Below are 24,498 nucleotides of genomic sequence, written 5' to 3'. Positions count from 1 at the left end.
ACCGGGCGCCCCTCCCGCGAGACGGGGGACGAACCGCTCTTTCGATGCGCCACGTAGTCTGTCCGCCATGCACCCCGTGGTGAAGCTGGTCCTCATCGTGGCCGTCGTCGTGGTCATCGCCGTCCTCTACGGACGGATCTTCGGGCGACGCGACCGGGAGGAGCGCTACGCGGGCCTCACCGACGCGGTGCGCACCAGGATCAGCCACGAGATCAGCGCCGGCCACAAGATCAACGCCGTCAAGCTCTACCGCGAGGCGACCGGCGCGCCGCTGCCCGACGCCAAACGTGCCGTCGACTCCTGGTTCGTGCCTGGACAGGGACCGGGAGTCCGCGACGCCGCCGCGTCCTGGACCGAGGGACGGCTCACCGCGGAGGCACGCAGCCGGATCAGCGGGCTCGTCGCCGCCGGCCGGCGCGAGGACGCGATGGCGCTCTATGCCCAGGCGACGGGGGCCAGCGACTCCGAGGCGCAGGCCATCATCCGGTCGTGGGACACGACGCAGGACTACTGAGGGCCACCCGCGCATGCACCGTCTGACCTTCTACGGGGAAACCGGTCGGTTCACGTGGCGCATGCTGGCCACGGTGCTCGTCGGCCAGTCCATCAGCGTGTTCTTCGGCGCGCTGGTCGCCCGGGCCGTCGCGGCCACCGGACCGGACTCGCAGCGGTCGACCACGTACCTGCTCGTCGGCACCGGACTTGCGATCCTCGGCGTCCTCGCCGCCGGCCTGCTGCGGCGGCCGTTCGGCGTCACCCTGGGGTGGTTGGTCCAGCTGCTCACCCTCGCGAGCGCCCTCATCGTGCCCGCCATGCTCGTCGTCGGCATCATCTTCCTCGTCCTGTGGGTGACCTGCCTCGTCATGGGCAGCCGGATCGACGCGGCCCAGGCGCCGGGCCCGGACTCCGGGGCCGATGGCGTCGGTAGGGTGGCCGAGTGACCATCGAACGATCCCTCGTCCTCGTCAAGCCCGACGGTTTCCAGCGCGGCCTCAGCGGTGAGGTCCTCCGCCGCATCGAGGCCAAGGGCTACACCCTCGTCGCTCTGGCGATCCTCACGCCGACCGTGGAGCAGCTGGCCGCGCACTATGCCGAGCACGAGGGCAAGCCCTTCTACGAGCCGCTCGTCGAGTTCATGAGCTCCGGCCCGGTGACCGCTGCGGTGATCGAGGGCCAGGACTGCGTGCGAGGTTTCCGTTCCCTCGCCGGCGCCACCAACCCCACTGAGGCCGCACCCGGCACCATCCGCGGGGACCTGGGGCGGGACTGGGGCCTCAAGGTGCAGCAGAACATCGTGCACGGCTCCGACTCGCCTGAGTCAGCAGCCCGCGAGATCGGCATCTGGTTCCCCGGGCTCTGAGCGCGTCCGGCGAGGGACCGGCCGGGCGGCAGTGGCCACCGAGCCCGACACCTCGGCTGCTCCGGCGTCGAGGTCCACGATCCCGGCAGCACGCCGGGGCACAATCCCCGTATGAGCCCGATCCCCGGACTGCGCCCGCTCGGGCGTGATCTGGCGGTCGACCTCGGGACCGCGAACACCCTGATCCACGCCCGCGGACGGGGCGTCGTCCTCGACGAGCCGTCCGTCGTCGCGGTCGAGGCGCAGTCGGGTCGGCTCGTCGCCGTGGGCACGCAGGCCAAGGAGATGCTGGGCCGCGCGCCCGGAACCATCCGGGCGGTCCGGCCCCTCCGGGACGGTGTCGTGTCGGACGCCGACGACGCGGAGCTGATGCTTCGCCTGTTCATCGACCGGGTCCGCACGTCCCGGATCGCACGGCCGCGGATGGTGCTGTGTGTCCCGAGTGAGGTGACGGGCGTCGAGCGCCGCGCTCTGGAGGACGCGGCGCTGCGCTGCGGCGCCCGCCGGGTCTACCTCATCGAGGAGCCGATGGCTGCGGCGATCGGTGCCGGCCTGCCCATTCACGAGGCGGCCGCCAGCATGGTCGTCGACATCGGGGGTGGCACCACCGACGTCGCTGCCATCAGCCTCGGGGGGATCGTCACGTCCGCGTCACTGCGGGTCGCCGGTGACGAGATGGACGAGGCGATCATCAGCCACGTCAAGGCCGAGTACTCGCTGCTGCTCGGCGAGAGCAGCGCCGAGGAGATCAAGCTCGCGGTCGGCTCCGTCTTCCCGCTCGGTGCCGAGCTGTCCACGCGAGTGCGTGGCCGTGACCTCGTCACCGGGCTGCCGAAGCGCATCGAGCTCGGGTCCGCCGAGGTGCGCCGCGCCATCGAGGGCCCGGTGCTCCAGATCATCGACCTCGTCCGGGCCACCTTGGACGTGTGCCCGCCGGAGCTGGCCGGCGACATCCTCGAACGAGGGATCACTCTCACCGGCGGCGGCGCCCTGCTCCGTGGACTGGACGAGAGGATGCGTCACGAGCTGGGAGTCCCCGTGTCGGTCGCCGCAGACCCCCTCCACGCCTCCGTCCGCGGCGCGGGGCGGTGCGTCGACGAGTTCTCGGCGCTCGAGCGGGTCCTCACCGTCAACCACAGGCGCTGATCGGCTGCGATGTCGAACCAGTCCAAGCCCCGGCTCCTTGGTCTCCTGCTCGTCGCGACCCTCGTCGTGCTCGTCGGCGACCTGTCGGGCCACCCGGCCGCCGAGGCCATCCGGTCCGCGGCCGGGACCGTGGTGGGCCCGGCTCAGCGGTTCCTGGCCGGGGTGCGGCCCGCCCAGGTTGCGCAGCTGTCCGCGGAGAATGCCGAGCTGCGAGCCGAGGCCGATCGGCTCTCCAGACAGCTGCACGTCCAGAGCCAGCTCGAGGAGCTCGTCGGCGCGGGCGTGGTGAAGGGGCGGACCGCCGTGATCGGGCAGGTCGTCGCGAGCGAGGTCAGCGCAGTGGGTGGTCGTTCGCTGACTCTCGATGTCGGCTCCCACGACGGGGTCGTCGTCGACTCGACCGTCGTCAGCGCCGCCGGCCTCGTCGGTCGGGTCGTCGCGGTCGCCCCGTGGACGTGCGACGTGCAGCTCCTCGGGGCCGCGCAGTCGGTCGTGGCGGTTCGCGTCGGCGAGCGCGGCCTGCTCGGGACGGTGGCGCCGGTCCCGGTGGGCGGCGGGGACGACAGCACTCAGCTGGCGCTCACGCTCGCGCAGCCGGGCAACCCCCACGTGGGTGATCGGGTCACGACGCTCGGGAGCGTCGGGGGCCGCCCCTACGCACCGGGGATCACCCTCGGGCGGGTCGTCTCCGTCGATCCCGACCGGGGTCGCGACACCGTGACAGGACGGGTGGTGCCCGCGGTGGACCGCGAGAGCATCGATGTCGTGGCGGTGCTCATCCCGGAGGCTCGGGCCCAACCTCGGCCCGTCGTGGGTGACCGGACCGGAGAGGAGCCACGGGTCGGATGAGGCCCTCGCTGCTCGGACTGCTGCGCGTCGTCTACGTCGTCACCGCGGCCCTGCTCATGACCACGGTGCTGCCCCGCCTCGGGGTGCCCGTGCCGTTCGTGCCCGACCTCGTCCTCATCGGCGTCGTCTCGAGTGCGGTGCTGCGGGGGCCGGTCCACGGGGCGCTGGTCGGACTCGCCGCAGGCTGGGTCCTCGAGCTCGTCCCTCCGGTCGGAGCGCCGATGGGGCTGCTCGCGCTGACCCTGATGCTCGCCGGGGCGGTGGCGGGGTCGTTCCGGCGTACCTCTGCCGGCTCGTGGCTCCGGCCGTTGGTGGCGCTCGTCGTCGCGGGGGTCCTCGTCCTGACGGGTCGCGCAGCGTCGGCGGTCCTGGCGGAGGGGGGCCTCGACCTCACGGCGGCCCTGGCCACCCTGACCGCGACGATCGGTGCCGGACTGATCGTCCTGCCGGTCCTCGTCGCCGTCGACCGCGCCCTCGTGCGCAGGAGGCTCGGCTGACATGCGATGGGTGCGACGGCTGCCACGGCTGCGACGGCTGCGACGCCCTCAGCTGGCGCCACGGACACCACGGGGGCGACCACACGGTCGAGGAGGGGTGTCGGTCGGGTTCCTCGCCGTGCTCTTCGCCCTGCTCGTGGGACGGCTCGGCCAGGTCCAGCTCGTCGAGGGCCCTCCGGCACAGGGTGTCTCGGCCGGCTTGACGACCCGCCAGGTGACGGAGCACGCCACCCGGGGAGCGATTCTCGACCGTGACGGTCGTGCCCTGGTCGCCAACCGCTACACGACCACGGTCACGGTCCCGAGGTCGGTGCTGCTCGACGCGCCGGGCGGCGGACGTTCGTTGGTCGCGGCCGTCGCCACCGCCCTGGGGCGTCCGTTCGACGACCTGTGGGGAAAGACGATGCTGTGCGGGACGGCCGGGGCCCCTCCTGCGCCGGTGTGCTTCAACGGGTCGCCCTATGTGCCCATCCCCCTCGCCACGGATGTCGAGCCCCGTGAGGCGCTCAGTCTCCTCGAGCGCCCGGAGGCGTTCCCGGGGGTGGGGGTGACGGTGGATCCCTCGCGTGACCACCCCCTCGCGGACACCGTGTCGGCCGCACACCTCGTCGGCTACGTGGCCCGGCCCACGGCGGCGGAGGTCGCGACCGCCGCCGGTGCGATGGACGCCGAGGACCTCGTCGGGCGAGCCGGGCTCGAGGCGGAGTACGACGAGGTGCTGCGCGGCACGAACGGCCGGACGACCGTCTCGATCGACCCGCGCGGTGCCGTCATCGGCACGGTCTCATCGGTCCCGCCGACCCCGGGGCTCGACCTGCTCACCCACATCGACACTCGCATCCAGGCTGCTGCCGAGCGCGCCCTCGCGCGGGCCGTGACCCGCGCCCGCGCGGATGGACACCCTGCTGACTCTGGTGCCGCGGTGGTCCTGGACGTCACCAACGGTGCGGTCGTCGCCGCCGCCAGCCACCCGACCTACGATCCGGGGATCTTCGTCGGGGGGATCACGGCCGCCGACCTCAGGCGCCTCACGAGTGAGCAGGCCGGCGCCGCCCTCCGGTCCCGGGTGGTCGCCGAGACGTATCCGCCGGCATCGACGTTCAAGGTCATCTCGGTGCCCGCGGCGGTCGCGGCTGGAGCGTCCCTGAAGGGCCGGTACGAGTGCAGTCCGAGCTACCGGATCGGTGACCACGTCTTCAACAACTACGAGTCGCGGGGCTACGGCCCGATCGACCTGCACCGGGCCCTCGTGGTGTCCTGCGACACGGTCTTCTATCGGCTGGCCCACGAGGCGTGGCTCGACCAGGGCGGCATCTCGGCGCCGCCCGGGCGCGCCGACCCGTTCGTGGCGATGGCCCGATCCTTCGGCCTGGGGCGGCCCACCGGCGTGGACCTACCGGGGGAGGTGGCCGGGACCATCCCGGACCGGCAGTGGAAGCGGGACTACTGGGAGGCCACCAAGGAGCAGACCTGTCGGCGTGCGCGGACCGGCTACCCCGAGCTGCGGCGCACCGACCGTGACCGGGCGGCCTACCTGACCCTGCTCGCCAAGGAGAACTGCGCCAGCGGCTACCAGTACCGCGCCGGCGACGCCGTCAACCTCTCGATCGGCCAGGGCGACGTGGCGGTCACGCCGCTTCAGATGGCCGTCGTCTTCGGGGCGGTCGCCAACGGCGGGACCATCTGGCAGCCCCAGGTTGCCGCCGGCTTCCGTTCGAGTGCAGGGACGGTCACGCAGATCCCGGCACGGAGCTCCAGCCGGGTCCCGGTGTCGCGTTCCGTCCTCGCCTATGTCCGTCGCGCGCTCGCGGAGGTGACCAGACCGGGAGGATCCGCGGGGTCGGCATTCGCCGGCTTCCCGCAGCAGGACTACCCGGTCGCCGGCAAGACCGGCACGGGGGAGGTCTTCGGGAAGGAGGCGACTGCCTGGTTCGCGGGCTACGGCCCGACCACACGCCCCCGCTACGCGGTCGTCGTGGTCATCAGCCAGGGCGACTCCGGCTCCCGCGTCGCGGCCCCGGCCGTGCGCGAGATCTTCGATGCGCTGCGTCGAGAACGCTGACCGACCCGCGACGCCGAATCAACTCCGACCCACCAGCGGCCCAAACCGACGAACACCGACCCAACACCGACCCAACACCGACCCAACACCGACCCAACACCGACCCAACACCGACCCAACACCGACCCAACACCGACCCAACACCGAGGATGGTCTCGTGGACGACTACCTGAGATCGGACGCCCGGGTTCTCGACGCCTTGGACCGGGCGTGGGAGAGCAGCCGGGCCGGGGTGTCGACCCGACTCGCCAGGTTGCGCTCCCGTGCCTTCCTCGTGGTCCAGTGCGCGCTCGCTGCCGGCGTCGCGTGGTTCGTCGCGAGTGACCTCCTGGCCCACCAGACACCGTTCTTCGCCCCCATCGTCGCCGTCGTCTGCCTGGGCATCTCCTACGGCCAGCGCCTGCGTCGCGTCGTCGAGGTGGCGGTCGGGGTGGCGGTCGGCGTCTTCACGGCCGACCTCTTCGTGAGTGTTGCGGGGAGCGGCGGCTGGCAGATCGCGGTCGTCGTGCTCGTCGCGATGAGCCTGGCGACTCTGGTCGGGGGTGGCCCCATCCTCGTGACGCAGGCCGGGGTCCAGGGCATCGTCGTCGCGGCCCTCGCACCGACGCCCGGCCAGGCCTTCGTGCGGTGGACCGATGCGCTGGTCGGGGGAGCCGTCGCGCTCGTCGCCGCCAGCATCGCCCCGCAGGCACCCTTGCGCCGACCGCGGGTGGCGGCATCGCAGGCCGCTCGCAAGATCAGCGAGCTGCTCCGGGGGGCAGCGGCCAGCGCCGAGGACGGCGACGTCGGGGCGGCAGCTGCAGTCCTCGCGTCCGCGCGTGAGACCGAGTCGCTCCTCAGGGAGTTGCGCACGGCGGCCGACGAGGGGCTCTCGGTGCTGCACAGCTCGCCGTTCTCGCGCCGGCAGGCTGGTGGCGTCCGAAAGATGGCCGACCTCATCGACCCGTTGGACCTGGCCATGCGCAGTACCCGCGTCCTGGTCCGCAAGGTCACCGTCGTCGTCGGGCGGGGCGAGCGGCTCCCAGCCGGCTACCGCGAGAGCATCGACGAGCTCGCCGACGCCGCGGACCTCATCGCGCGGACGTTGGCCGAGAACGCCAGCCCGGAGACCGGCCGCAAGGCCGTGCTCAAGGTGGCGGTCGGGACGTCTCGCCTGCCCCGCACCGACAACCTCGTGGTCGAGACGGTCCTCGCCCAGCTGCGCTCGGTCGTCGTCGACCTGCTCCAGGTCACCGGCGTCGACGTGGACGAGGCGATCGCCGCCCTGCCGCGCGAACGCCCGCGGGCCTGAGATCGCTGCGCGCCCTTGGCCAGTGTCCATTCGCGGACAGCGCGACTGGCTCGGCATGCGCCCCGATAGGCTGTCGGCCATGGCTGATTTCGATGTCGTTGTGCTCGGTGCCGGACCCGGAGGCTACGTCGCGGCGATCCGCGCGGCCCAGCTCGGCAAGAAGGTCGCCGTCGTTGAGAAGCAGTACTGGGGCGGAGTTTGTCTCAACGTCGGCTGCATCCCCAGCAAGGCCCTCCTGCGCAATGCGGAGATCGCGCACATCATCACGCACGAGAAGAAGACCTTCGGCATCGAGGGTGAGGCGACGATGTCCTACGGCCCGACGCACGCGCGCAGCCGCGGGGTCGCCGAGGCCAGCGCCAAGGGCGTGCACTACCTGATGAAGAAGAACAAGATCGAGGAGGTCGACGGCTGGGGCACGATCACCAGCGCGACCTCGCTGGACGTCGCTCTGAACGACGGCTCCACACGTTCGATCACCTTCGACAACCTGATCATCGGCACCGGCGCCGTGGTGCGCATGCTTCCGGGGATGCAGGTGAGCACCAACGTCGTCACCTATGAGGAGCAGATCCTCGACGCGAACCTGCCCGGCTCGATCATCATCGGCGGCTCCGGTGCCATCGGCGTCGAGTTCGCCTACGTCATGAAGAACTTCGGCGTCGACGTGACCATCGTCGAGTTCCTCGACCGGATGGTCCCGACGGAGGACGCGGACGTGTCGAAGGAGCTGTTCAAGCAGTACAAGAAGCTCGGCGTCAAGGTGCTCCTCTCGACGGCGGTCCAGAACGTCGAGGACACGGGCTCCGGCGTGCGGGTCACCGTGACGCCGGCAACCGGTGGCGATGAGCAGGTCCTCGAGGCGGACAAGTTCCTCGCCGCCTTCGGGTTCGCGCCGCGCACCCAGGGCTACGGCCTCGAGAGCCTGGGCGTGGCGATGACCGAACGGGGCGCCATCGAGGTCGACGGTCGGTGCCGCACGAGCGTGCCGAACGTCTACGCGATCGGCGACGTGACGGGCAAGCTCATGCTGGCGCACACCGCCGAGGCGATGGGCGTCGTCGCAGCCGAGACGATCGGCGACGCCGAGACGATGGAGCTCAACTACGACATGATCCCCCGGGCCACCTTCTGCCAGCCGCAGATCGCCTCGTTCGGCTACTCCGAGGCGCAGGCCAAGGAGAAGGGCTACGACGTCAAGACCTCGAGCTTCCCGTTCTCGGCGAACGGCAAGGCGCGTGGCATGGCGGAGGGAGTCGGCTTCGTCAAGATCGTCGCGGATGCGGAGCACAACGAGATCCTCGGGGCCCACATGATCGGCCCCGAGGTGACGGAGCTGCTGCCGGCGTTGACGTTGGCCCAGCAGTGGGACCTCACCGCCGACGAGGTGGCTCGCAACGTCTTCGCCCACCCGACGCTCAGCGAGGCGATGAAGGAGGCCGTCGAGGGGATCGTCGGCCACATGATCAACCTCTGAGGACAGACCCCAAGCTCCAGCCGTATGCCGCTGGGCTCGGCCCCGTACCCGAGGTGCCCTCGGGCGCGGGGCCGAGCTGGTCTCGGCGCCGCTGCCGCCTCGTCGAGTGTGCAGTTCGTGCCGAGGCATTTCGCGAGGTGTGCCGGTCTGAGCGGCACGTACTGCACACTCGACGATGTGCGGCAGCGTGAAGGTCAGCTCCGCGCGGTGCGGCAGCGTGAAGGTCAGCCGCCCGACGGCTCGGCCACCTCGGCGTGGTCGACCTGGTCGGCGAGATAGGTCATGGTCGCCCGCGCCAGCAGGGGGTCGACGCGTGGGTCATCGGTGCGGACCCGCTCGACGAGGGCTCGTCTCATCCGCGGCTCCCAGAACTTCTTGAGGTGCGTCGCGAGCGTGGTGGCGGCTTGGTCAGGGGGCAGGTGGTGCATGGCGCGCGCGATGTCGTTGCCCAGGCGGATCTCCGGGGGGACCGTCCCGCTCATCGGGACGCCACCGCCTCGGACGCGTGGGCGAGCGCCTCGTCGCCGGCGTTGGCCACCCCGACCTGGACGGCGGTGACCTTGTACTCAGGACAGTTGGTCGCCCAGTCCGAGTTCTCCGTCGTGACGACGTTCGCCCCGGTCACGGGATGGTGGAAGGTGGTGTAGACGACGCCCGGTTGCATCCGCTCGGAGACGAGGGCGTGCAGCGTCGTCGTGCCGACCCGGCTGCTCAGCTCCACGCGGTCGCCGGTCCGGATGCCGCGGACCTCGGCGTCGGCGGGGTGGATCTCGAGGACGTCCTCCGGGTGCCAGGTCTCGTTCGCGGTCCGGCGGGTCTGGGCCCCGACGTTGTACTGCGTGAGGATGCGCCCGGTCGTGAGGATGAGCGGGAACCGGCGGTTCGTCGTCTCGGTCGTCGGGACGAAGACGGTCGGGATGAGCTTGCCCTTGCCCCTGACGAACTGGCCGACGTGCATGGTGGGCGTCCCGTGCGGCGACTGGTCGTTCACCGGCCACTGCAGGCTGCCTTCGGCGTCGAGCCGCTGGAAGGAGAGGCCCGCGAAGGTCGGTGTGGTGGCTGCGATCTCGTCCATGATGGCTGCGGCGTCGGGGTAGGACATCGGGTAGCCCATCGCGGTGGCGATGTCGCAGACGATCTCCCACTCGTCCTTGCCGGTGCGGCTCGGCAGGACGGGCCGCACGCGGTTGAGCCGCCGCTCGGCGTTGGTGAAGGTGCCGTCCTTCTCGAGGAACGACGTGCCGGGGAGGAAGACGTGGGCGTACTTCGCGGTCTCGTTGAGGAAGAGGTCCTGGACGACGACCAGCTCCATCGAGGTCAGCGCCTCGCGGACGTGGTTGAGGTTGGGGTCCGACTGGGCAATGTCCTCGCCCTGGACGTAGAGCCCCTTGAACGAGCCGCCGATCGCGGCGTCGAACATGTTGGGGATGCGCAGCCCCGGCTCGGGGTCGAGCGGCAGCCCCCACAGCGACTCGTAGATGGCACGGACGTCGTCGAGGCCGACGTGGCGGTACCCGGGCAGCTCGTGGGGGAAGGAGCCCATGTCGCACGAGCCCTGGACGTTGTTCTGTCCCCGGAGTGGGTTGACGCCCACCCCTTCGCGTCCGACGTTCCCCGTGAGCATGGCGAGGTTGGCCAGGCCCATCACCATGGTCGAGCCCTGGCTGTGCTCGGTGACCCCGAGCCCGTAGTAGATGGCCGAGTTCGGGCCGGCGGCGTAGAGGCGGGCCGCCGCACGCAGCTCCGCCGGGTCGATCCCGGTCGCCTGGGCGGTCTCCTCCGGAGAGTTCTCGTCCCGGGCGATGAACTCGAGGTAGTCGTCGACCCCCTCGCACCGGGAGCGGAGGAACCCCTCGTCGTGCAGTCCCTCGGTGACGATCGTGTGGGCCATCGCGTTGATGAAGGCGACGTTGCTGCCCGGCAGCAGCGGCAGGTGGTGGGCCGCCTCGACGTGCGGGGAGCGGACGAGGTCGATCCGGCGAGGGTCCGCGACGATGATCTGGGCGCCTTCCCGAAGCCGCCGCTTCATCCGCGACCCGAAGACGGGGTGGGCGTCGGTGGGGTTGGCACCGATGAGGAGCATGACGTCGCAGTGCTCGACGGACGAGAAGTCCTGGGTGCCGGCCGACGTGCCGAACGTCTGGTTGAGCCCGTAGCCGGTGGGGGAGTGGCAGACCCGGGCGCAGGTGTCGATGTTGTTGTTGCGGAAGGCTGCGCGCACCATCTTCTGGACGACATAGACCTCCTCGTTCGTGCACCGCGAGGATGAGATGCCGCCGATCGCGCCGACTCCATGACGGCGCTGGATCTCCTTGAAGCCCAAGGCGACCCGGTCGATGGCCTCGGCCCAGGACACGGAGCGCCACTCGTCGTCGATGGTGTCACGCACCATCGGCTCGAGCTGCCGGTCGCGGTGGTTGGTGTAGCCGTAGGCAAAGCGGCCCTTGACGCACGAATGGCCCTCGTTGGCTCCGCCGTCCTTGCTCGGCATCATCCGCACGACGCGGGTCTCGTCACCGGTGCCCTGGACCTCGGCCCGGAAGGAGCATCCCACTCCGCAGTAGGCGCAGGTCGTGTCGACCGACCGCGTCGGCATGCCGAGCTCGATCACCGACTTCTCGGTGAGGGCGTCGGTGGGGCACGCCTGGACGCAGGCTCCGCAGGAGACGCACTCGGACTCGAGGAAGCTGGGGGCCCCGCCGGCGGTGATCCGGGAGTCGAAGCCGCGGCCCTCGACGGTCAGGGCGAAGGTGCCCTGGACCTCAGCGCAGGCTCGCACGCAGCGCGAGCAGACGATGCAGGCCTTGGGGTCGTAGGCGAAGTAGGGGTTCGAGGTGTCCGCGGTGTCGGAGAGGTGGTTGGCCCCACCGAGCCCGTAGCGAACCTCGGCCACGCCGACCTCGCGGGCGAGGGCCTGCATCTCGCAGTTCCCGCGTGCACACCCGGGGCAGTCGGCGGGGTGGTCCGACAGGTAGAGCTCCATGACGCCCTGGCGGACCTGGCGGACCTGCTCGGTCTGGGTCGACACGACCATGCCGTCGGCGCACGGGGTCGTGCACGACGCCGGCGTCCCCTTGGCGCCGTCGATCTCGACGACGCAGAGCCGGCACGATCCGAACGCCTTGAGCGAGTCGGTCGCGCACAGCTTGGGGATGTCGACCCCGGCCTCCTTCGCGGCGCGGAGCACCGAGGTGCCGGGTGCGACGTCCACCCCGACACCGTCGACGATGACGTGCGCCGTCCGAGGGCCGGCGACGGCGGGAGTGCCGAGGTCGCGCTCGGGCGCATAGCTCGAGTGGGTGGCGACGTGGGAGGTGGTCATGAGGTTCTCCTGTCGAAGTCCTCGGCGAAGTGCCGGATCGCGCTCTGCACCGGCATCGGGGTGAGCCCGCCCATGGCGCAGAGCGAGCCCTTGGTCATCGTCGTGCACAGGTCGTCGAGAAGCAGGAGGTTCCGCTCGCGCTCGGTCCCGGCGATGATCCGGTCGATGGTCTCGACGCCGCGCTGCGAGCCGATCCGGCACGGAGTGCACTTGCCGCACGACTCCTTGGCGCAGAACTCCATGGCGAAGCGGGCCATCCGGGCCGCGTCGAACGTGTCGTCCCAGACGACGACCCCGCCGTGGCCGAGCATGCCGCCGACCTCGAGGAGCGCCTCGTAGTCCATCGGCACGTCGAGGTCGGTGGCCGGGAGGTACGCACCCAGCGGGCCGCCCACCTGCACCGCTCGGACCGGGCGTCCGGTGACGGTGCCCCCGCCGTAGTCCTCGACGAGATCGCGCAGCGAGATCCCGAAGTCGGTCTCGACGATGCCGCCCTGCCGGACGTTGCCGGCGAGCTGGAACACTTGGGTCCCCCTCGAGCGCCCGGAGCCGAGCGCCGCGTAGGCCGCCCCACCGTCCGCGAGGATCATCGGCACGGCCGCGAAGGTGAGCACGTTGTTGACCACGGTGGGCCGACCGAAGAGCCCCTCGATCGCGGGGATGGGCGGTTTGGCCCGCACCTCGCCCCGGCGCCCCTCGAGCGACTCCAGCATCGACGTCTCCTCGCCGCAGATGTACGCGCCGGCGCCGAGGCGGACGAAGAGGTCGAAGGACAGGTCGCTGCCCTGGATGCGGTCGCCGAGCCAGCCGTGGGCGTACGCGACGTCGATGGCCCGACGCAGCGTCGCCGCGGCGGCAGGGTATTCGGACCGGCAGTAGATGTACCCCTCTCGGGCGCCGACCGCGTGGGCGGCGACCAGCATCCCCTCGATCAGGGTGAACGGGTCCCCCTCGGCCAACATCCGGTCGGCGAAGGTGCCGCTGTCTCCTTCGTCGAGGTTGCAGCAGACGAACTTGAGGTCGGCCGAGGTCTGGAGCACGGTCCGCCACTTGATCCCCGTGGGAAAGCCGGCGCCACCACGTCCGCGCAGACCAGACGCGGCGAGCTCCTCGACCACCTCGGCGGGCTCCATCACGAGGGCCCGGCGCAGGCCGGCCCAGCCGCCGTGCTCCTCGTAGGCGGCGATGTCCGTCGGTGCGATCACCCCGACCCGGGCGAAGGACACCCGATGCTGGCGCGCGAGCCAGGGGTACTCGTCGACGACGCCGATCGAGGCGCCGACGGCGACCCCGGACAGCAGACCCTCGGCGACGAGCCCGGCGACGACTCCCGGCGTGACGTTGGGGTAGCCCACCCGCCCCGCAGGCGTCTCCACCTCGACGAGGGGCTCGAGCCACAGCATCCCCCGCGACCCGGTGCGCACCACGGTGACGTCCTCGAGGCTGCCCAGCGCCTCGGCGACGGCATCGGCCCCGACCGCGACGGCGCTCGAGTCGGCAGGCACGTAGACGGTCGAGCCGCTCATCGGACCCACTCCTCGGTGAGGCCGAGGAGGCGCTCGCCGGACAGCCGTCCGTGGAGCCGCCCGTCGACCATGGCGGAAGGTCCGAGGGCGCAGTTGCCGAGGCAGAACACCTCGTCGACCTCGACGTCGTCCCGGTGGGCGAGCTGCGCGCGGGCCTGTGCGAAGACCGACTCGGCGCCGACGGCCTGGCAGGCCTCGCCCCGACAGAGGTGCACGGTGTGCGCCGGCGCCGGATCCGTGCGGAAGTCCTTGTAGAACGACACGACGCCGTGGACGTCGGCGACCGACAGGTTGAGCACGTCGGCGATGGTCTCGACGTCGGTCCGCTCGAGGTGGCCGAGCTCGGCCACGGCCGCGTGCAGCACGACCATCAGGGCCCCGCGGTCCGTCGCGTGCTGCTCGGCGAGCCGGCGCACCGTCTCGCTCCGTCGGAGGTCCAGCCCGCTGCTCGGGCTCGTCGCGTGCGTCATCGTGCTCCCGTCGTTGGGTTCCTCCTGAGTCTACGAAGGTCCGGGGCAAATGGCACCGCCGCCCCTGCCCGCGCCCGCGACAGGAAGGGCCGGGCACGGAAAAGCCCCCGCCGGAGCGGGGGCTTTTCCGGGTTCAGGGTCGAGCGCTTAGTACCAGTTCTTTCGTCCGCCGACCGCGCGGCCGGTGGCTCCGAGGATCCAGAGGACCGCACCGATGACGATCAGGATGATCCCGATGGTTGTGAGGATTTGGATGCTGGCCAGCCAGCCGATGAGCAGCAGGATGATTCCCAGGATGATCATGTGGCGCTTCGCTCCTTTTGAGTTGTGGCCCCGAGCACCGTCCACGTACCCGCGCCCTCACGCAGCCAAACAGCACCACCTCCACTCCTTCGCGCGCTATCTTCCGCCCCCGCTTGCCATCGCGCCCGACGACGCTGCCGGATGCCGCTGAGCTCGCTCCCGAGGGCCAGGTGACCGCGCCGGCCGGCCCAGCGGCATACGGGATGACGTCCGGCGGGGGAGCGCGCGGGAGGGGAGGACGGGTCGACGATTAGGGCAGGTGGGAGGGCCGCTGTTACGCTTGGCGATGCCGTTTGACCGGCCGCGGAGAGAGAGCGCCCAGGTGGACATGCCCTGGAGCACCGCGCAACGAGAAGAGAAGGAGTCGGTCGTCCATGCCATTGGAAGCTGACGTGAAGAAGCAGATCATGACCGAGTACGCCACCAAGGACGGCGACACCGGCTCCCCCGAGGTGCAGATCGCGATGCTGACGCAGCGCATCAAGGACCTCACCGAGCACTCGCGGGCACACAAGCACGACCACCACAGCCGCCGCGGGCTCCTCCTGCTCGTCGGCCGCCGCAAGCGCATGCTGCGCTATCTCGAGGCGACCGACATCGAGCGCTACCGTTCGCTGATCAAGCGCCTCGGCCTGCGTCGATGAACACGTGACGAAAGGCGGTCACCGCAGTCCTGCGGTGACCGCCTTTCGTCGTAGTGCGGTGGCCGACGCCCCCGGCGCGCCCGCCGCACCAGATGGAAACCCCGCACACAACGACGATGTGCGAGGGCACGAAGAGAGAAAGAAAGCGAGGGCCCCTGACATGGAGGGTCCAGACATCACCTTCACCGAGGCCGTCATCGACAACGGCAGCTTCGGGACGCGAAAGGTCCGGTTCGAGACCGGACGGCTGGCCAAGCAGGCCGGCGGCGCCGTCGTCGCGTACCTCGACGAGGACACGATGATCATGTCGACCACGTCCGCCGGCAAGACGCCGAAGGACCAGTTCGACTTCTTCCCCCTGACGGTCGACGTCGAGGAGCGGATGTACGCGATCGGCAAGATCCCCGGCTCGTTCTTCCGCCGCGAGGGTCGCCCGACCACGGACGCCATCCTCACCTGCCGTCTCATCGACCGGCCGCTGCGCCCCACCTTCAAGAAGGGGCTGCGCAACGAGGTCCAGGTCATCATCTCGGTGTTCGCCCTGAACCCCGACCACCAGTACGACGTCCTCGCCATCAACGCCGCGAGCGCCTCGACGCAGATCTCCGGTCTGCCGTTCTCCGGCCCCGTCGGTGGCGTGCGTGTCTCGCTCATCGACGGCCAGTGGGTCGCCTTCCCGAACTTCTCCGACATCGAGCGTTCGGTCTTCGACATGGTCGTCGCCGGCCGCGTCGTCGGTGACGACGTCGCCATCATGATGGTCGAGGCCGAGTCGACCGACTCGACGTGGGACCTCGTCAAGAACGAGGGCAAGCAGGCGCCGACCGAGGAGGTCGTCGCCGAGGGCCTCGAGTCGAGCAAGAAGTTCATCAAGGTGCTGTGCGAGGCGCAGGCCGAGCTCGCTGCCCGGGCGGCCAAGCCCGTCGAGGAGTTCCCCGTCTTCCTCGACTACGAGGACGACGTGTTCGCCGCGGTCGAGTCCGCCGTCTCGGCTGACACCGCCGCTGCGCTGACGATCGCCGGCAAGACCGAGCGCGAGGACCGCCTCGACGAGATCAAGGCCGCCGTCAAGGCGCAGCTCGCCGGGCAGTTCGAGGGCCGGGAGAAGGAGATCTCCGCGGCCTTCCGATCGGTGCAGAAGAAGCTCGTCCGTCAGCGCATCCTGCGCGACAAGGTCCGCATCGACGGCCGTGGCCTCGCCGACATCCGCGCCCTCGGCGCCGAGGTCGAGGTCCTGCCGCGCGTCCACGGGTCGGCGATCTTCGAGCGTGGCGAGACCCAGATCATGGGTGTCACGACGCTCAACATGCTCAAGATGGAGCAGCAGCTCGACACGCTGTCGCCGCAGACGCGCAAGCGCTACATGCACAACTACAACTTCCCGCCCTACAGCACCGGTGAGACGGGTCGCGTCGGTTCGCCGAAGCGTCGCGAGATCGGTCACGGGGCGCTCGCCGAGCGCGCGCTGATGCCGGTCCTGCCGACCCGTGAGGAGTTCCCCTACGCGATCCGCCAGGTGTCCGAGGCGCTCAGCTCCAACGGGTCGACGTCGATGGGCTCGGTGTGCGCATCGACGCTGTCGCTGCTCAACGCCGGGGTGCCGCTGCGCGCGCCGGTCGCGGGCATCGCCATGGGCCTCGTCTCGGACGAGGTCGACGGCGAGACGCGCTATGCCGCCCTCACCGACATCCTCGGTGCGGAGGACGCCTTCGGCGACATGGACTTCAAGGTCGCCGGGACCAAGGAGTTCGTCACGGCGATCCAGCTCGACACGAAGCTCGACGGCATCCCGGCCACCGTCCTGGCCGGTGCGCTGACGCAGGCCCGTGACGCTCGCCTGCACATCCTCGACGTGATGGCCGAGGCCATCGACGTGCCCGACGAGATGAGCCCGTACGCTCCGCGGATCATCACGGTGAAGGTCCCCGTCGACAAGATCGGTGAGGTCATCGGCCCGAAGGGCAAGATGATCAACCAGATCCAGGACGACACGGGCGCCGACATCTCGATCGAGGACGACGGCACCGTCTTCATCGGCGCGGTCGACGGCCCGTCTGCCGAGGCGGCTCGCGCGGCGATCAACGCCATCGCGAACCCGACGATGCCCGAGGTCGGCGAGCGCTTCCTCGGCACGGTCGTCAAGACGACGACCTTCGGTGCGTTCGTGTCGCTGCTGCCCGGCAAGGACGGCCTGCTGCACATCTCCGAGGTGCGCAAGCTCGTCGGCGGCAAGCGGATCGACAACGTCGACGACGTCGTCAAGATCGGCCAGAAGATCCAGGTCGAGCTCAAGGAGATCGACCCGCGCGGCAAGCTCTCGCTCGCGGCTGTCCTCCCCGAGGGCGAGCAGTCGGCGGAGAAGTCCGAGGCGGACGACGAGGCAGAGGCTCCGGCCGAGGCCTGATCCTCTTCCCGGTCCAAGGGACCGTTCGAGTGGCCCGTCACCCCTCGTGGGTGGCGGGCCACCCGCATTCGGCCGTATGCCGCTGGGCTCGCATCCTGACTACGGTGGCGGGATGGACGTGGAGATCGGCTTCCGCCCCCTCACCCGAGATGACCTGCCGGCGGTCGTCCGATGGCAGCGCTCGGCCGCGGCCCGACCCTGGTTCGGGGGCGGGCTCACCCTCACGCAGGCTGAGGAGCGCTACGGACCCCGGATCGCCGGGACGCACTCGGCGCGGATGTACCTCGCGCTGCTTGGTGACCGTGCGATCGGCTACGCCCAGATGTATGCCGCTCCGCCGCCGCCCATGGAGCCCGGACGGGAGACGCCCCTCGAGTCTGTCGGTATCGACTTCGTCCTCGGGGAGGACGACCTCGTCGGGCAGGGGATCGGCACGGAGCTGATCGCGGCGTTCATCCGGCAGGTCGTGCGACCGGCCCACCCCGGCGCGTCGCACGTGGTGGCCCGGCCGGACCACCGCAACCACCGCTCGATCCGGGCGCTCGAGAAGAACGGCTTCGTCCAGGGTCTCTGGGTCGACACGCTGCCCCGCCCGGGCGAGCCGCCGATGACCGAGATCGTGTGCACGCTCGACCTGCGGGCTGACTACTCTGGCGGCGTGAGCGAGACGAGCGATGTCAAGGTGTCCGTCATCGGTGCGGCCGGCCGCATGGGCTCGGAGGTGTGCGGGGCGGTCGAGGCGGCCGAGGGGATGCGGCTCGTCGGCCGCTTCGACCAGGGCGACGACCTGGGCGACCTCAACGGTGCTGATGTCGTCGTCGAGTTCTCCGTCCCCGACGCCTCGCCCGGCAACGTCGCCCACTGCATCGACCGCGGCGTCCACGTCGTCGTCGGCACCACCGGCTGGGACGACGCCAGGCTGGAGACGCTCCGGGGCCAGCTGGCGTCCGCGCCGCCCTCGAGCAGCGGTGCTCCGGTGGGCGTCCTCATCGCCCCCAACTTCGCGATCGGCGCGATCCTGATGATGTCCTTCGCTGCCAAGGCGGCTCGCTTCTACGAGTCCGTCGAGGTGATCGAGCTGCACCACCCCGACAAGGTGGACGCACCATCGGGCACCGCGGCGCGAACTGCCCGGCTCATCAGCGCCGCCCGAGCCGAGGCAGGGCTGGGCGAGGTGCCGGACGCCACCGTGCACGACCCGGGCGGGGCGCGCGGATCCCGGGTCGACGGGGTGCCGGTCCACTCGGTGCGCCTGCGGGGGCTGGTGGCCCACCAGGAGGTCCTGCTGGGGGGCGCCGGTGAGATGCTGACGATCCGCCACGACTCGTTCGACCGCGCCTCGTTCATGCCCGGCGTCCTCGCGGGCGTTCGGCGCGTCGCGGACCACCCGGGGCTCACGGTCGGCCTGGAGAGGTATCTCGGAATCGGCTGACCGTTCCCGCGCCCCCTCCCGAGCGGCGACAGGCGGCGCGAGCCGGGTGGGTGGGCCCAACGGGTCAGGACCAGCCGGCGAGCCGGAGCAGGGCCGCCGTGGCCGCGCCGAGGACGACGACGACGATGAAGGGCGCGCGGAACAGCAGGGCCACGATGGCGACCCCCACGGCGGCGAGGCGGGCGTCCAGGGTCCACGCGCCGCCCTCCCCGGTGACCGTCTGGATCGCGACCAAGGCGGCGAGCAGGGCAATCGGCAGCGCCGCCGTGACGCGCTTCACGTGCGGCTCCGTCAGCAGGTCCGCCGGGACGAGGTAACCAGCGAGCTTGAGCCCGAAGGCGACTCCCGCAGCGATGAGGATCGCGACCCACATGCTCACGGCTGTTGCTCCCGTCCGCGATGCTCCGCCTCGGAGGTCTCCGACTGGGGCAGGAGGGGGGCCGTGGCCGGGCCCGCCCTCCGTGGCCCACGCCAGGCGATGAAGGCGGCCAGCGCCGCGACGATGACCGGGACGCCCGGTGCAGTGTTGGGCGCCAGCACCACCGCGACGACCGCGGCGACCACCGCGATGGCCACGGCATCGCGGTTCTTCAGACGTGGCCACAGCAGGGCGGTGAAGGCGGCGGACGCGGCGGCGTCGAGGCCCCAGGCCTTGGGATCGCCGAGAGCGTTCCCGGCCAGGGCCCCGACCAGGGTCGTGAGGTTCCACAAGGTGAACACCGAGAGGCCCGTCAGCCAGAACCCGAGCCGTGACGCGCGGACGTCCTCCTGGGCGATCGCGACCGCCGTCGACTCGTCGATCGTGACGTGCGCGGCAGCCACTCGCCGGACGCCCCGCACGCCGAGCAGCTGCGTCAGCTCGAGTGCGTAGAGGCCGTTGCGGAGGCCGAGCAGGGACGAGGCGGCGATCGCTGCGGGCGCGGCGTGCAGGCCGGCCGACACGATGCCGATGAAGGCGAACTGCGACCCGCCCGTGAACATGAGCAGCGACAGGGCACAGGTCTGCCACACGTCGAGCCCGGACGCCACGCCCAGCGCGCCGAAGCTGATGCCGTACGCACCGGTGGCGATGCCGACCGACAAGGCCTCGCGGACGACGACGCGACGTTCCGCGGGCGCCAGCGCCCCGGCCGTCACTGCGACTCCTCCACCGCCCGGTCATCCGCAGGGTCCTGCACCGACGCGGTGAGGCGCACCTCCGTCACCGTCTCACCCTTCGGCCCGACCACGCGATCACGGTGCGCTCCGTCCGGCGCCAGCCCGGCGGCCGCGAGGAACGCCCGGACCTCCTCCGCCGACGCCAGCGGCCACGCCGTCAGCACGGAACGCCCCCGAGCCCGGGCCGTGTCGACGACGGCGTGGAGCAGCCGCGAGCCGTGGCCCTGCCTACGGGCATCCGGATGAACGCCCAGCACGAGCAGCTCGGCGGTCTCGTCGCCCGCGTCCGGGTCGCTCGAGGCGCCCACCGCGGCAAAACCGACCACCTGCTCGCCCGCGCAGGCGACGAGCAGCACACCGTCGCCGGAGGCCGCCCCCTGGAGGGTGGCCCGCCAGGCGCTCGCGAACGGCTGGGGCTGGAACTGTTCGGTCACCTCGGGAGCGAGCACAGCGGCATACGCCTCCCTGAAGACGACCGCCTGGACGAACCCGACCGCAGGGGCGTCCGAGAGCCGAGCCACCCGGACACTGGCATCGGCGAGGGGGCCGGCCTGCTGGCTGTGGTCGTGCTGGCTGTGGTCTTCGTGGTCAGGGGCGTGGTGGTGCGGTTGGCTCACCGGAGCATCGTCTCAGGCGCCCACGGCCGGCCGGAGCGGCCACTTTGGTGCGAGTGGCGCTCATCTCGCATACTGGACGCATGTATGGCAATGACGTCATCGACCCGAACGAGCCGTTGAACGCGGCGGAGACGGGAGCCTACGACGAGGCCCTCGCGCACGAGGACCATCGCGAGCAGGTCGGGAGTGACTTCGATGCCCTCATCGCCGCCGACCAGCGGATCGAGCCGCGCGACGCGATGCCGGACGAGTACCGCCAGACCCTGATCCGCCAGATCGCCCAGCACGCGCACTCCGAGATCATCGGGATGCAGCCGGAGGGCAACTGGATCACCCGGGCACCGTCGCTCCGCCGCAAGGCGATCCTCATCGCCAAGGTCCAGGACGAGGCCGGCCACGGGCTCTACCTCTACAGTGCCGCCGAGACTCTCGGCGTCGACCGCGCCGAGCTGCTCGACCGCCTCCACGAGGGCAAGCAGAAGTACTCGTCGATCTTCAACTACCCGACGCTGACCTGGGCGGACTGCGGTGCCATCGGCTGGCTCGTCGACGGCGCGGCGATCATGAACCAGGTGCCCCTGTGCCGGTGCTCCTACGGGCCCTACGCCCGCGCGATGATCCGCGTGTGCAAGGAGGAGTCCTTCCATCAGCGGCAGGGCTTCGAGATCCTCTGGAACCTCATGCGCGGCACCGAGGCGCAGCAGGCCATGGCGCAGGATGCGGCCGACCGGTGGTGGTGGCCGGCGCTGATGATGTTCGGCCCACCCGACTCCGGCGAGGCCGCCAAGGGTGGTCACACCGCGCAGTCGATGGCCTGGGGCATCAAGCGGTTCAGCAACGACGATCTGCGCCAGAAGTTCGTCGACATGATGGTCCCGCAGGCCGAGAAGCTCGGCATCGTCCTGCCCGACCCGCAGCTGCGGTGGAACGCCGAGCGCGGCCACTACGACTTCGGCCCGATCGACTGGGACGAGTTCTGGCGCGTCCTCCGCGGCGACGGTGCGTGCAACGCCGAGCGCATCACGCAGCGACGCCGCGCCCACGAGGAGGGCGCCTGGGTCCGCGAGGCCGCCAACGCCCACGCCGCCAAGCAGGCAGCGAAGCAGAAGGAGAGTGCTGCGTGACTGACGCCCCCGAGAGCTCGACCGAGAAGAGCTGGCCGCTCTGGGAGGTGTTCGTCCGCGGCAAGCGTGGCCTCTCGCACGTCCACGTCGGCTCGCTCCATGCGCCCGACGCGCAGCTCGCGCTGCGCAACGGCCGCGACCTCTACACCCGCCGCCAGGAGGGCGTGTCCATCTGGGTCGTCCGGGCATCCGACATCGTGGCGAGCAGCCCCGAGGAGAAGGACTCGTTCTTCGACCCGGCGGCGGACAAGGTCTATCGCCACCCGTCCTTCTACGAGGTGCCCGAGGACGTGGAGTACCTGTGACCGAGGCCGGTAGGAGCGTCACTGAGGTGGCAGCGCATCCGAGCTCAGCGGCATACGTCCTCGGTCTGGCGGACGACGCGATGGTCTACGCGCAACGGCTCGGCGAGTGGATGACCAACGCGCCGCAGCTCGAGGAGGACATGGCCCTCGGGAACATCGCCCTCGACCTGCTCGGGCAGGCCCGGGCGCTCTACCCGCACGTCGGCTCGCTCGACGGCACGGGCCGCAGCGAGGACGACTTCGCGATGCTGCGCGACGAGCGGGACTGGCGCAACGTCCACCTCGTCGAGCAGGAGCGGGGCGACTTCGGGCAGGAGATGGCCCGGCTGCTGTGGTTCTCCACGTACCAGCGAGAGCTGTATGCCGCTCTGCTCGGTTCCAGCGACCCAGTCCTCTCCGGGGTGGCCGGCAAGGCGCTCAAGGAGGTGCGCTACCACGGCGACCACGCGGCCCTGTGGGTCGTGCGGCTCGGCGACGGCACCGAGGAGTCGCACCGCCGGATGCAGGCCGGGCTCGACGGGGTGCTGCCCTACCTGCCGGAGCTGTTCTTCGACGACGACGCGTCGGTCGCTGCTGCCGCGGCGGGGATCGGGGTGCGGCCGTCGTCGCTGCACGAGACCGTCACGTCGCAGGTTGCTGCGGTGTGCGAGGAGGCGACGCTCGACCTGCTCGCTCCCTCGTGGCGCGCGCGGGGCGGACGTGCGGGGATCCACTCGAAGCCGATGGGGTACCTGCTCGCCGAGATGCAGCACATCGCCCGCTCCCACCCGGGCGCGACGTGGTGAGCGCGGTGTCGGCCGCGTCGACGAGAACTGCTGTCGCGGAAGCGATCTCGCGGATCCCCGACCCGGAGATACCGGTGATCTCGATCGCCGACCTCGGCATCCTCCGCGAGGTGGAGGTGGACGACGAGGCGCGCGCCCTCGTCGTCACCATCACGCCGACCTACTCGGGCTGCCCGGCCATGGAGGCCATCAGCGCCCGGATCCGGTGGGAGGCGCAGGCCCACGGCTACCGCGCCGACGTGGTGACCAGGTTGTCGCCCGCCTGGACCACCGACTGGATGACCGACGCGGGCCGGGCCGCACTCGGACGCTTCGGCATCGCGCCGCCCGGCCCCGCCTCCGAAGGTGCGTCCGAGCGCCGCGGACCCGTGCCGGTCCGGCTCCAGCGGCACGTCGTCGCCTGCCCGCACTGCCGGTCCGACGACACCACCGAGATCGCCCACTTCGGCTCGACCGCGTGCAAGGCGCTGCGCCGCTGCAACGCGTGCCTCGAGCCCTTCGACGAGTTCAAGGCCATCTGAATGACCGACCTGACCACCGCTGGCGCCCCCGCCCGCCATCGGGCCCGCTTCCACGACCTGACCGTCGCCGACGTCGAGCGGCTGACCGACGAGTCCGTCGCGATCACCTTCACGGTGCCGCCGGACCTGGCCGACGAGTACGTCTTCGAGCCGGGACAGCACCTGACGATCCGCGCGGTGCTCGGCGGTGAGGAGGTCCGGCAGTCCTACTCGATCTGCCAGTCCCGCGCGACCGCGACCGCGACCGGCACGCTGCGGGTCGCCGCGGCCCGCGTCCCCGAGGGCCGGATGTCGACCTGGCTCAACGACGTCGTCGCGCCCGGGGACGTCCTCGAGGTGATGACCCCCCTCGGCAGCTTCACCTGCGCCGCCGCCCCTGACGCCGCACGACACCACGTCGCCATCGCCGCCGGTTCGGGGATCACCCCGGTCATGTCCCTGCTGACCTCGGCACTCGAGGAGGAGCCGCGGTCACGCGCCACGCTGCTCTTCGGCAACCGGAAGACCAGCACGATCATGTTCCTCGAGGAGCTCGAGGACCTGAAGAACCGCTGTCCCGGCCGGTTCCACCTCGTCAACGTCCTGTCGCGGGAGGCGCAGGACGTCGAGCTGTTCAGCGGGCGGCTCGACCGAGAGCGGCTCGAGCGGATCTTCGCGGCACTCGTGCCGGTCGCCTCGGTCGACGAGTGGTACCTCTGCGGACCCTTCGGGCTCGTCACCGGCGCCGAGGCCCTGCTCCAGGAGCGGGGGGTCGACCAGCACCACATCCACCACGAGATCTTCCACGTCGACGACGGGACCGAGCCGAAGCGCAAGATCGTCGTCGACGAGGCTGCCCCGCCCGAGGCGACCGTCACGGTCAACCTCGACGGGCGGACCACGGTGATCCCGATGCCGAGCCGCGAGGAGTCGATCCTCGACGCGACCCTGCGCCTGCGCCCTGATGCGCCGTACTCCTGTACCAACGGCGTGTGCGGGACCTGCCGGGCCCGGCTCGTTGCCGGGCAGGTGCGGATGGACCGCAACTACTCTCTCGAGCCCGAAGAGGTCGAGGCCGGCATCGTGCTCGCGTGCCAGAGCCACCCGGTGACGGACGAGGTGTCGCTCGACTACGACGCGTGAAGGTGGGCCGTACCGGAGCGCGGAACGATGCGGGTGCGGCACGGGCCGGGGGGCCTAGCCTCCGGGCAGCGCGCCTGACCAGG

General features: G+C 71.0%; 25 protein-coding genes and 1 pseudogene. 18 read left to right on the top strand and 8 right to left on the bottom strand.

The features are described 5' to 3' along the window. Positions 1–67: 67 nt before the first annotated feature. The 9 genes from INTCA_RS11210 (at position 68) to lpdA (ending at position 8,682) form a co-directional block, all read left to right on the top strand. A complete protein-coding gene (locus tag INTCA_RS11210) occupies positions 68–514 on the top strand; it encodes a hypothetical protein (protein ID WP_013493035.1) in 447 nt (148 codons plus the stop codon). 13 nt (positions 515–527) lie between these two features. Continuing rightward, positions 528–941 (top strand): DUF4233 domain-containing protein, encoded by a 414-nt coding sequence (locus INTCA_RS11205; protein WP_013493034.1) that lies wholly within the window; start codon positions 528–530, stop codon positions 939–941. Beyond that, entirely contained in the window at positions 938–1,360 is a 423-nt protein-coding gene (gene ndk, locus INTCA_RS11200; protein WP_013493033.1) for a nucleoside-diphosphate kinase, read from the top strand. Before INTCA_RS11205 ends, ndk begins: the two co-directional genes overlap by 4 nt. Positions 1,361–1,471: 111 nt before the next feature. Next, a complete protein-coding gene (gene mreB, locus INTCA_RS11195) occupies positions 1,472–2,506 on the top strand; it encodes a rod shape-determining protein (protein WP_013493032.1) in 1,035 nt (344 codons plus the stop codon). A gap of 9 nt (positions 2,507–2,515) precedes the next feature. Further along, positions 2,516–3,355 (top strand): rod shape-determining protein MreC, encoded by an 840-nt coding sequence (gene mreC / locus INTCA_RS11190; protein ID WP_013493031.1) that lies wholly within the window; start codon positions 2,516–2,518, stop codon positions 3,353–3,355. Continuing rightward, on the top strand, positions 3,352–3,852 hold the full coding sequence (locus tag INTCA_RS11185) for a hypothetical protein (RefSeq protein ID WP_013493030.1): 501 nt from the start codon (positions 3,352–3,354) through the stop codon (positions 3,850–3,852). Before mreC ends, INTCA_RS11185 begins: the two co-directional genes overlap by 4 nt. A gap of 97 nt (positions 3,853–3,949) precedes the next feature. Further along, positions 3,950–5,914: a penicillin-binding protein 2 gene (gene mrdA, locus INTCA_RS11180; RefSeq protein ID WP_013493029.1), complete on the top strand. Its 1,965-nt coding sequence runs from the start codon at positions 3,950–3,952 to the stop codon at positions 5,912–5,914. Positions 5,915–6,071: 157 nt separating this feature from the next. Continuing rightward, positions 6,072–7,205 (top strand): FUSC family protein, encoded by a 1,134-nt coding sequence (locus tag INTCA_RS11175; RefSeq protein WP_013493028.1) that lies wholly within the window; start codon positions 6,072–6,074, stop codon positions 7,203–7,205. Positions 7,206–7,284: 79 nt separating this feature from the next. Next, entirely contained in the window at positions 7,285–8,682 is a 1,398-nt protein-coding gene (gene lpdA, locus INTCA_RS11170) for a dihydrolipoyl dehydrogenase (RefSeq protein WP_013493027.1), read from the top strand. Between the two features lie 224 nt (positions 8,683–8,906). Here the strand turns inward: lpdA and INTCA_RS11165 are convergent, their stop codons facing one another. The 5 genes from INTCA_RS11165 to INTCA_RS19850 all read right to left on the bottom strand — a co-directional run bounded on the left by INTCA_RS11165 (position 8,907) and on the right by INTCA_RS19850 (position 14,303). Next, on the bottom strand, positions 8,907–9,164 hold the full coding sequence (locus INTCA_RS11165; protein ID WP_013493026.1) for a formate dehydrogenase subunit delta: 258 nt from the start codon (positions 9,162–9,164) through the stop codon (positions 8,907–8,909). After that, the gene (gene fdhF / locus INTCA_RS11160) at positions 9,161–12,004 is read right to left on the bottom strand and encodes a formate dehydrogenase subunit alpha (protein WP_013493025.1); all 2,844 of its coding nucleotides are present in this window, start codon (positions 12,002–12,004) and stop codon (positions 9,161–9,163) included. Before fdhF ends, INTCA_RS11165 begins: the two co-directional genes overlap by 4 nt. Beyond that, positions 12,001–13,530 carry an NADH-ubiquinone oxidoreductase-F iron-sulfur binding region domain-containing protein gene (locus tag INTCA_RS11155; RefSeq protein WP_013493024.1) on the bottom strand — a complete coding sequence of 510 codons (1,530 nt, stop codon included), beginning with the start codon at positions 13,528–13,530 and terminating at the stop codon, positions 12,001–12,003. The genes fdhF and INTCA_RS11155 overlap by 4 nt, the downstream gene beginning before the upstream one ends. Then, a complete protein-coding gene (locus tag INTCA_RS11150; RefSeq protein WP_013493023.1) occupies positions 13,527–14,000 on the bottom strand; it encodes an NAD(P)H-dependent oxidoreductase subunit E in 474 nt (157 codons plus the stop codon). Before INTCA_RS11150 ends, INTCA_RS11155 begins: the two co-directional genes overlap by 4 nt. 147 nt (positions 14,001–14,147) lie before the next feature. Beyond that, positions 14,148–14,303 (bottom strand): DUF6131 family protein, encoded by a 156-nt coding sequence (locus INTCA_RS19850; RefSeq protein ID WP_013493022.1) that lies wholly within the window; start codon positions 14,301–14,303, stop codon positions 14,148–14,150. A gap of 374 nt (positions 14,304–14,677) precedes the next feature. Between INTCA_RS19850 and rpsO the strand changes: the two genes are divergently transcribed. From rpsO to dapB, 4 genes and pseudogenes are all read left to right on the top strand, one after another. Beyond that, positions 14,678–14,947 (top strand): 30S ribosomal protein S15, encoded by a 270-nt coding sequence (gene rpsO / locus INTCA_RS11145; protein ID WP_013493021.1) that lies wholly within the window; start codon positions 14,678–14,680, stop codon positions 14,945–14,947. 160 nt (positions 14,948–15,107) lie between these two features. Further along, positions 15,108–17,351 (top strand): polyribonucleotide nucleotidyltransferase, encoded by a 2,244-nt coding sequence (locus INTCA_RS11140; protein ID WP_013493020.1) that lies wholly within the window; start codon positions 15,108–15,110, stop codon positions 17,349–17,351. 76 nt (positions 17,352–17,427) lie between these two features. After that, positions 17,428–17,916: pseudogene (locus INTCA_RS20330) on the top strand (GNAT family N-acetyltransferase); the annotation flags it as partial. Positions 17,917–17,958: 42 nt separating this feature from the next. Further along, a complete protein-coding gene (dapB, locus tag INTCA_RS20325) occupies positions 17,959–18,783 on the top strand; it encodes a 4-hydroxy-tetrahydrodipicolinate reductase (protein WP_425311129.1) in 825 nt (274 codons plus the stop codon). A 64-nt stretch (positions 18,784–18,847) separates the two neighbouring features. Here dapB and INTCA_RS11130 read toward each other — a convergent pair whose 3' ends face one another. The 3 genes from INTCA_RS11130 to INTCA_RS11120 are packed head-to-tail and all read right to left on the bottom strand — an operon-like array spanning position 18,848 to position 20,558. After that, the gene (locus INTCA_RS11130; protein ID WP_114610017.1) at positions 18,848–19,156 is read right to left on the bottom strand and encodes an AzlD domain-containing protein; all 309 of its coding nucleotides are present in this window, start codon (positions 19,154–19,156) and stop codon (positions 18,848–18,850) included. Between the two features lie 2 nt (positions 19,157–19,158). After that, a complete protein-coding gene (locus tag INTCA_RS11125; protein WP_013493017.1) occupies positions 19,159–19,920 on the bottom strand; it encodes an AzlC family ABC transporter permease in 762 nt (253 codons plus the stop codon). Further along, a complete protein-coding gene (locus tag INTCA_RS11120) occupies positions 19,917–20,558 on the bottom strand; it encodes a GNAT family N-acetyltransferase (RefSeq protein ID WP_013493016.1) in 642 nt (213 codons plus the stop codon). Before INTCA_RS11120 ends, INTCA_RS11125 begins: the two co-directional genes overlap by 4 nt. 80 nt (positions 20,559–20,638) lie before the next feature. On the opposite strand from INTCA_RS11120, the gene paaA reads away from it, so the two are divergent. From paaA to paaE, 5 genes are read left to right on the top strand one after another with little or no spacing between them, the layout of a single operon-like run. Then, complete coding sequence (paaA, locus tag INTCA_RS11115) at positions 20,639–21,682, top strand: 1,2-phenylacetyl-CoA epoxidase subunit PaaA (RefSeq protein WP_013493015.1); 1,044 nt, start codon at positions 20,639–20,641, stop codon at positions 21,680–21,682. Next, positions 21,679–21,987: a 1,2-phenylacetyl-CoA epoxidase subunit PaaB gene (gene paaB / locus INTCA_RS11110; RefSeq protein WP_013493014.1), complete on the top strand. Its 309-nt coding sequence runs from the start codon at positions 21,679–21,681 to the stop codon at positions 21,985–21,987. Before paaA ends, paaB begins: the two co-directional genes overlap by 4 nt. Positions 21,988–22,013: 26 nt before the next feature. Continuing rightward, positions 22,014–22,772, top strand: coding sequence for a 1,2-phenylacetyl-CoA epoxidase subunit PaaC (gene paaC, locus INTCA_RS11105; RefSeq protein ID WP_013493013.1), 759 nt, complete (start codon positions 22,014–22,016; stop codon positions 22,770–22,772). A gap of 5 nt (positions 22,773–22,777) precedes the next feature. Further along, the gene (paaD, locus tag INTCA_RS11100) at positions 22,778–23,293 is read left to right on the top strand and encodes a 1,2-phenylacetyl-CoA epoxidase subunit PaaD (protein ID WP_013493012.1); all 516 of its coding nucleotides are present in this window, start codon (positions 22,778–22,780) and stop codon (positions 23,291–23,293) included. Further along, a complete protein-coding gene (paaE, locus tag INTCA_RS11095; protein WP_013493011.1) occupies positions 23,294–24,415 on the top strand; it encodes a 1,2-phenylacetyl-CoA epoxidase subunit PaaE in 1,122 nt (373 codons plus the stop codon). It begins immediately after the preceding gene. Positions 24,416–24,498 lie beyond the last annotated feature (83 nt).

This window comes from Intrasporangium calvum DSM 43043, from assembly GCF_000184685.1.
Lineage (GTDB): Bacteria > Actinomycetota > Actinomycetes > Actinomycetales > Dermatophilaceae > Intrasporangium > Intrasporangium calvum.
The sequence above is the reverse complement of the archived record's forward strand: the minus strand, read 5'-3'. Positions and strand labels throughout refer to the sequence as shown.